Below are 7,199 nucleotides of genomic sequence, written 5' to 3'. Positions count from 1 at the left end.
GCGGCAGCTTCCGCTACACTGGCGGCAGCTTCTTCTGCAGCGCGGCGCTTGGCTTCTTCAGCCTCGGCAGCCTGGCGCGCAGCTTCTTCAGCGGCACGACGCTTTTCTTCTTCGGCGCGGCGAACCGCATCTTCAGCATCGCGAACCTGCGCCATCGCGAGCGCGCGGCGGCGTGCATCCATTTCCTCAGGCGACAGATGATTCAGAACCACCGGACGGGGGCGATCCTGCTGGCGCGGAGGCTGAGAAGATGGCTGCTGCGGACGCGACTGCTGGCCACCGGCCGGCTGGATGCGCGGCTGCGGAGCCTGCGGTGCACGCGGCTGATGCGCGCTCGGAGCGGCTTCGGTGCGTACCGGGGCGGCGGCGGAGCTCACGGGGGTGATCGGGCGTTCGTCTTCCGGACGCATCGGACGCCGCTTGCGGGTCTCGACAACGACCGCCTTGGTGCGCCCGCGGCCCATGTCCTGGCGCACGGTGCCCTGGCTCATTCCCGACGGCTTCAGGGTCAGAGTCTTCTTGCCCGGGCCGTTCAGTGTCTTGTCGTCATTGCTATCGGTCATTCGTTCCCGTTCCTTCGGACAGGGAGCGATGACGTCATCAAACCCTGTCAATCAAGTATGTCGATCAATGATATCGGGGCCGGACAAGCCGGTGACCGCATCATTGTTTTTGCCGGCCAGCGCCGCCCGCTGCCCGGGACTGACCGCCGTTGCGGTACTGTTCGAGCATCTTTGCGCGCTTCACTACACCCTCACCCGCCTGCCCTGCAAGCACTGCAGCATGGATAAAAGCGTTCTGGCCCATCAGGCCTTCCATTTCGCTCTCCGAGAAGAGACGGTAGGAAGGTATTTCCTCCTCGGTCTCCATTCCGAGGTGCCAGGCCTTGCGGGCCTGGTCGATTTTTCTCACGCCATCTTCGGCGGCATTCGTTGCGTGGAACACCGCAATCGCGGCCCCACTCCTGACTGCGGCATCCACTTTCGCGGAGCCTGTAACGAACTGCCCCGCCTTGCGGGCCATGTTCATCATCTGCATCAACTGCTGCGCTAGCAGCATCCCGACGGTTTCACCGAGATCGGCTGCCGCCTTCACATCCGCTTTCAACGCACGGGCGAAGAGCTTCTTCGCCACGGCCTTGTCGACCAGCGAGCGGTCGATCTTCACCCAACAGCCGCGTCCCGGAAGCTGGCGCTTCAGGTCGGCGATGACTGTCCCATCCGGAGCGGCAACGAAGCGGATCAGCTCATCCGGCGATCCGCTTTCGCGCGTCACGATGCACATGCGACCATTCACGTCATATCCTGCAAGATCGTCGTCCTCAGGAGAAACGGTCGGCTCACGCGCGGACATTATACTTCCTGCTCGGCCTCGGGAGCTTCTTCGGCTTCCGCGTCCTTGGCGAGGTCTTCCTCGGTGATCCAGCCAGCCGCGAGGCGAGCCTGAACGACCATCTGCTCGGCCTCGACGCGCGAAACGTCGAATTTGGAGAACAGGCCTTCGAACTTCTTGGTCTCGCCGTTCTTGCGTTCGCTCCAGCCAACGAGATCGTCAGCGGCACAGCCGGCGAAGTCCTCGATCGTCTTGATGCTGTCTTCGCCGAGTGCGACCATCATCTGGGCGGTCATGCCGTCGATCTGGCGCAGTTCGTCGGAAACGCCGAGCGCCTTGCGCTTTTCGTCCATTTCGGCTTCGAGCTTTTCCAGATATTCGCGAGCACGGGTCTGGATTTCCTGCGCCGTGTCTTCGTCGAAACCGTCGATCGAGGCGATTTCGTCGAGATCGACGTAAGCCAGTTCTTCAACAGCCGCAAAGCCTTCGGAGGCCAGAACCTGGCCGACCATTTCGTCGACGTCGAGCGAATCCATGAACAGGTTGGTGCGCTCGTTGAATTCCTTCTGACGGCGCTCGGATTCTTCGGCTTCCGTCATGATGTCGATATCCCAGCCGGTCAGCTGCGATGCCAGGCGAACGTTCTGGCCGCGACGGCCGATGGCCAGCGACAGCTGCTCGTCCGGAACCACGACTTCGATGCGCTCGGCATCTTCATCGAGAACGACCTTGGCGACTTCAGCCGGCTGCAGGGCGTTGACGACGAAGGTCGCCGGGTCCTGCGACCACGGAATGATGTCGATCTTTTCGCCCTGGAGTTCGCCAACAACGGCCTGAACGCGCGAACCACGCATACCGACGCAGGCGCCAACCGGATCGATCGAACTGTCGTTCGAGATCACGGCGATCTTGGCGCGCGAACCCGGATCGCGGGCAACGGACTTCACCTGGATGATGCCGTCGTAGATTTCCGGCACTTCCATGGTGAAGAGCTTGACCATGAACTGCGGATGCGTACGCGACAGGAAGATCTGCGGGCCGCGCTGTTCGCGACGAACGTCATATACGTATGCACGGACGCGATCGCCATAGCGGACGTTTTCGCGCGGGATCATTTCGTCGCGGCGGATGATGCCTTCGCCACGGCCGAGATCGACGATAACGTTGCCGTATTCGACGCGCTTGACGGTGCCGTTGACGATTTCGCCGACGCGATCCTTGAATTCGTCGAACTGGCGATCACGCTCGGCTTCGCGAACCTTCTGGACGATAACCTGCTTGGCGGACTGGGCGGCGATGCGGCCGAAATCCATCGGCGGCAGCGGATCGGCGATGAAATCGCCAAGGGCTGCGTCCGGGTTGCGGTCGCGGGCCAGTTCGAGCGGGATCTGGGTCGAGTAATCCTCGGCCTTGTGGACAACTTCGAGCAGACGCTGAAGACGGATTTCGCCGGTCTTCGGATTGATGTCGGCGCGGATATTGGACTCGGTGCCGTAGCGGGAGCGCGCTGCCTTCTGGATCGCATCGGCCATTGCGGCAAGGACGATCTCGCGGTCGATGACCTTTTCGCGCGCCACTGCATCTGCGATCTGCAGAAGTTCGAGCCGGTTCGCACTGACTGCCATTGTCTTTTCTCTCCGTCTAGGCGTCCCGGGTTCCCGTCCCTGGCGCCACAAGTTGATCGGTTATTCTTCGTCGTCCGCTTCATTCTGGTTCGCGGCCTCTGCCTTCGCCAGCTTGTCGGCGCGCAGTGCATCGCGGATCAGATCGTCGGTCAGAATGAGCTTCGCATCGGCGAGGGCCGTGAACGGAATGACAATATTCTGTTCCTCACCCTCGGAAACCTGATCACGCTCGAGCGTGAAACCGTTTGCGTCGGTTGCAACGATCTTGCCCCGGAAGCGCTTACGGTTGCCGACCATGATCGACGTTTCGCACTTCAGAAGGTGCCCCTGCCAGCGCACAAAATCGGACTTCCGCACCATCGGGCGGTCGATACCCGGCGAAGACACTTCCAGATGATACTCTCTATCGATCGGATCTTCCACATCGAGAACCGGAGAAACGGCCATCGAGACCTCTTCACAGCCTTCGACGTCCATCGTTCCATCGTTGCGCTCGGCCATGATCTGCATGGTGGCGCCGTTCTGATTGAGCATGCGTACGCGGACCAGACGGTAACCCAGGTCAACAAGCACGGGCTCGATTATGTCCGCAAGGCGCTGATCGAGACCGGTCTCGGTGATCAGCCGCGGCTCAAGTTCATTGTTGGCGTTCGTCGGATCCGACAAGCGATGCGCTCCTCGCAATTTTCTGCATTTTGGTGATCGCGGTAATAAAAAAGAGCGGGTCCTTGCGGCCCACTCTTCATCAAAACGATCAAGATTTGAGAGCCATATAGGCCGGTTTTTACGAAATTGCAAGGTCCGTCGCCAACCTTCGGCTTGGCGGTCGCCCAAGGTAGCCAGCGGCATCTTTCGGCATATATTGGTCGGGGGACCGCCATCGGGAGGGATCGTGCCTTACAATTCGTCGACACTGGCGCCGCTACGGCACGAAACCTACCGAACAATCTGGTTTGCAAGCCTCGCTTCGAATTTCGGCGGCCTGATCCAGGCGGTCGGCGCCGCCTGGCTGATGACCACCATCACCTCCTCGGAGAACATGGTCGCCCTCGTGCAGACTTCGACGGCACTGCCAATCATGCTTTTCTCGCTGATTTCAGGGGCACTTGCCGACAGCTTCGACCGACGCCGGGTAATGCTGACGGCACAATACTTCATGCTGGGTGTCTCCGCACTGCTCAGCGTTTCGGCCTATTTCGGCTGGCTTTCGCCGTGGCCTCTGCTGTTCTTCACGTTTCTGATTGGCTGCGGCACGGCATTGAACAACCCGTCATGGCAGGCTTCCGTCGGCGACATGGTGCCACGTGCGGACCTTCCTGCGGCCGTTACGCTGAACAGCGTCGGCTTCAATATCACCCGCAGCGTCGGCCCCGCGATCGGCGGGGTCATCGTCGCCGCCGCCGGCGCGGCGGCGGCTTTTGCCGTCAATACGCTGGGCTACTTTGCGCTGATCTACGCGCTGGTGCGCTGGAAGCCGAACCTACCGGTCTCCACCCTGCCGCGAGAGGCACTCGGCAGTGCGGTATTTGCGGGCCTCCGCTACGTGTCGATGTCGCCCAACCTCCAGAAAGTGCTGCTGCGTGGTCTCATTTTCGGGATCAGCGCCAGCTCCATTCTCGCGCTGCTGCCGATCGTGGCGATCAACCTCGTTGTCGGCGGCCCGCTGACCTACGGTCTGATGCTCGGTTCCTTCGGCATCGGCGCGATCGGCGGCGCGATGCTGAATGACCGGCTGCGCGACCGCTTCTCGAGCGAAACGATCATACGGATTTCGTTCGCGGGCTTTGCCTTGAGCGCCGTCGTCGCCGCCTTCAGCCCGATTGCCGCGCTGACCTGTGCCGGATTGGTGGTATCCGGCGCCTGCTGGGTATTGGCGCTTTCGCTGTTCAATACGATCGTGCAGCTGTCGACGCCGCGTTGGGTCGTCGGTCGCGCGCTGTCGCTCTATCAGACCGTGACCTTCGGCGGCATTGCAGGCGGCAGCTGGATCTGGGGCGTGGCCGCCGACCGATACGGCGTCTCAAACGCCCTGCTGATCTCCGCCATTGTCATGCTCTTCGGCATCGTCGTCGGGCTGCGCTTTGCCATGCCGGCATTTGCCTCGCTCAACCTCGACCCGCTGAACCGCTTCACCGAGCCGGCGCTCAGTCTTGATATCACGCCACGTAGCGGCCCGATCGTCGTCCAGATCGATTACGAAATCGCAGATGCTGACGTGCCCGAGTTTCTGGCGCTGATGGGTGACCGCCGGCGCATCCGCATTCGCGACGGCGCCCGCAATTGGGCGCTGATGCGCGACCTCGAAAAGCCGGGGCGGTGGACGGAGACTTACCATACGCCGACCTGGGTCGAATACATCAGGCATAATCAACGCCGCACCCAGGCCGATGCCGAAAACATCGAACGGCTGCGTGACCTGCACCGCGGTGAACAACTACCGCAGGTGCACCGGCTGATCGAGCGCCAGGCGATTCCACCCAATGACGACGTCTTCTACAAGGCGCCGATCGACCTGCATTGAGGCAAGACATGCATTCCTTCCGCCCTGCCCGTCGTTCCGATCTCACCGATATCATCCGCCTACTTTCCGATGACGATCTCGGCGCCACGCGCGAGGTCGTCTCCGATCCACCAGATACCAGGTATATTGCAGCATTCGCGGCGATCGAGGCCGATGCCAACCAGTTGCTGGCCGTCGCTGTCGATGAGCGTGATCGCGTCGTCGGCTGCCTGCAGCTAACCTTCATTCCCGGTCTTTCCCGGACCGGCATGTGGCGCGGACAGATCGAAAGCGTGCGTGTTGCCAGAGACGCACGCGGATCGGGTCTTGGCTCCGATTTCATCGAATGGGCGGTGGCGCGCTGCCTCGACCGCGGTTGTGGCCTGGTGCAATTGACCTCCGACAAATCGCGGACGGAGTCGATCCGGTTCTACGAGAAGATCGGGTTCGTCGCGAGCCACGAAGGGCTGAAGCGTACCCTCTAGGTTTACTTCAACCTGCCGATCATCGATGCCTCGGGATAACAGGTGGGCTTCATGCCGTTCTTTTCCTGCCACTGGCCGATGGACCGGCGCGTCTTGTAGCCCGGCAAGCCATCGGAGCCGCCGACATCGTAGCCCTTCTTCTCCAGTGCCTTCTGCATGGCTGCGACGTCGGAGCGCAACATCTTGCCGACATCGCCCCACGGCCCCTGGAAGGCGCCGGAACCATAGGCAATCCGATCCGCAAGGTTGCCGATATAAAGGGCGTAAAGATCGGAGTTGTTGTACTCCTTGATCACGTAGAAGTTCGGCGTGACGACGAATTCCGGCCCGTCACGGCCCGCCGGAACGAGCATCATCCCGGACGCCTTGCCTTCATTTGAAGGGAAAGCCTTGCCCGATATCCTGACAATGCCAAGCGATGCCCAATGCGACACCGGCTTGGCGAGATCCGGTCCCTCCTGCGCGCAGGAGACCTGCGCCGGGATAGTCACCTCGTAGCCCCAGCCGCGTCCGCGCTGCCAACCTTTCTGCGCCAGGAAGTTGGCGATAGAGGCAAGGGTATCGGGGACCGACGTCCAGATATTCGGATGGCCGTCGCCATCGAAATCAACCGCATATTTCAGATAGCTGGTCGGCATGAATTGCGGCTGGCCGAGTGCTCCGGCAGACGAGCCCTTGAACTCCGCCGGTGTCGCATCGCCGCGATCGATGATGTGCAGGGCCGCGAGAAGCTCCGTGCGGAACATCTCCTTGCGGGTCGACATGAAAGCCTTGGTGGCCAGGACCCCAATCGCCGAGTTCGGGATCTTGGCGGCGCCGAACCCCGTTTCGCGTCCCCAGACAGCCAGCACGATCGACCCGGGAACCCCGTAAGTCTTCTCGATCTTCTTCAACGCCGAGGCATATTGCGCGGCGAAACCGCGACCGGTGGCAGCCAGCCGCTTCAGCCGATCCTCATTAAAATAGGGGGCTGGGGAGGAAAATTCGGCCTGGGTCTGCTTCTGCTCCTTCGGCGGCGGAAAGCCAGGAGGGGCGAGATCGGTCAAGCTCCAATTGAGTTCGACACCGGCGAACGACGCACGGAACGCTCGCTCGGAAATGCCGTTCTTCTGTGCTTCCGGCCAGAGATCGTTCTGCACCCATTTCTCGAACTGCGCTTCGACATCGGCCTTCGACGCGGAAAGCACCGGCGTGCATGACAGCGCCAGCAGCGCCGCCGTCGCGGTCAAAAGGCGGCCGAAAATGCGCTTACTCATG

General features: G+C 61.5%; 7 protein-coding genes. 2 read left to right on the top strand and 5 right to left on the bottom strand.

Annotation, left to right across the window (positions count from 1 at the left end):
* The 4 genes from RGCCGE502_RS00600 to rimP form a co-directional block, all read right to left on the bottom strand.
* Window positions 1–563 (bottom strand): translation initiation factor IF-2 associated domain-containing protein (locus RGCCGE502_RS00600; protein WP_016552221.1); only part of this gene is annotated, 563 nt, incomplete at its 3' end.
* A gap of 100 nt (window positions 564–663) precedes the next feature.
* Window positions 664–1,353, bottom strand: a complete 690-nt coding sequence (locus RGCCGE502_RS00595; protein WP_016552220.1) for an RNA-binding protein — start codon at window positions 1,351–1,353, stop codon at window positions 664–666.
* Window positions 1,353–2,957 (bottom strand): transcription termination factor NusA, encoded by a 1,605-nt coding sequence (nusA, locus tag RGCCGE502_RS00590; protein WP_016552219.1) that lies wholly within the window; start codon window positions 2,955–2,957, stop codon window positions 1,353–1,355. Before nusA ends, RGCCGE502_RS00595 begins: the two co-directional genes overlap by 1 nt.
* 60 nt (window positions 2,958–3,017) lie before the next feature.
* The gene (rimP, locus tag RGCCGE502_RS00585; RefSeq protein WP_016552218.1) at window positions 3,018–3,623 is read right to left on the bottom strand and encodes a ribosome maturation factor RimP; all 606 of its coding nucleotides are present in this window, start codon (window positions 3,621–3,623) and stop codon (window positions 3,018–3,020) included.
* A gap of 226 nt (window positions 3,624–3,849) precedes the next feature.
* On the opposite strand from rimP, the gene RGCCGE502_RS00580 reads away from it, so the two are divergent.
* Window positions 3,850–5,478 carry an MFS transporter gene (locus RGCCGE502_RS00580; RefSeq protein ID WP_016552217.1) on the top strand — a complete coding sequence of 543 codons (1,629 nt, stop codon included), beginning with the start codon at window positions 3,850–3,852 and terminating at the stop codon, window positions 5,476–5,478.
* Between the two features lie 8 nt (window positions 5,479–5,486).
* Window positions 5,487–5,942, top strand: coding sequence for a GNAT family N-acetyltransferase (locus tag RGCCGE502_RS00575; RefSeq protein ID WP_016552216.1), 456 nt, complete (start codon window positions 5,487–5,489; stop codon window positions 5,940–5,942).
* 2 nt (window positions 5,943–5,944) lie between these two features.
* On the opposite strand, the gene RGCCGE502_RS00570 is transcribed toward RGCCGE502_RS00575, so the two are convergent.
* The gene (locus tag RGCCGE502_RS00570) at window positions 5,945–7,198 is read right to left on the bottom strand and encodes a lytic murein transglycosylase (protein WP_016552215.1); all 1,254 of its coding nucleotides are present in this window, start codon (window positions 7,196–7,198) and stop codon (window positions 5,945–5,947) included.
* Window position 7,199 lies beyond the last annotated feature (1 nt).

The organism is Rhizobium grahamii CCGE 502, assembly GCF_000298315.2.
GTDB lineage: Bacteria > Pseudomonadota > Alphaproteobacteria > Rhizobiales > Rhizobiaceae > Rhizobium > Rhizobium grahamii.
The sequence above is the reverse complement of the archived record's forward strand: the minus strand, read 5'-3'. Positions and strand labels throughout refer to the sequence as shown.

What these genes read in the sequence shown, in the direction of transcription:
- nusA (WP_016552219.1), bottom strand. Translation starts at nt 2,957, where the DNA reads ATGGCAGTCAGTGCGAACCGGCTCGAACTTCTGCAGATCGCAGATGCA.
- RGCCGE502_RS00595 (WP_016552220.1), bottom strand. Translation starts at nt 1,353, where the DNA reads ATGTCCGCGCGTGAGCCGACCGTTTCTCCTGAGGACGACGATCTTGCA.
- RGCCGE502_RS00575 (WP_016552216.1), top strand. Translation starts at nt 5,487, where the DNA reads ATGCATTCCTTCCGCCCTGCCCGTCGTTCCGATCTCACCGATATCATC.
- RGCCGE502_RS00570 (WP_016552215.1), bottom strand. Translation starts at nt 7,198, where the DNA reads ATGAGTAAGCGCATTTTCGGCCGCCTTTTGACCGCGACGGCGGCGCTG.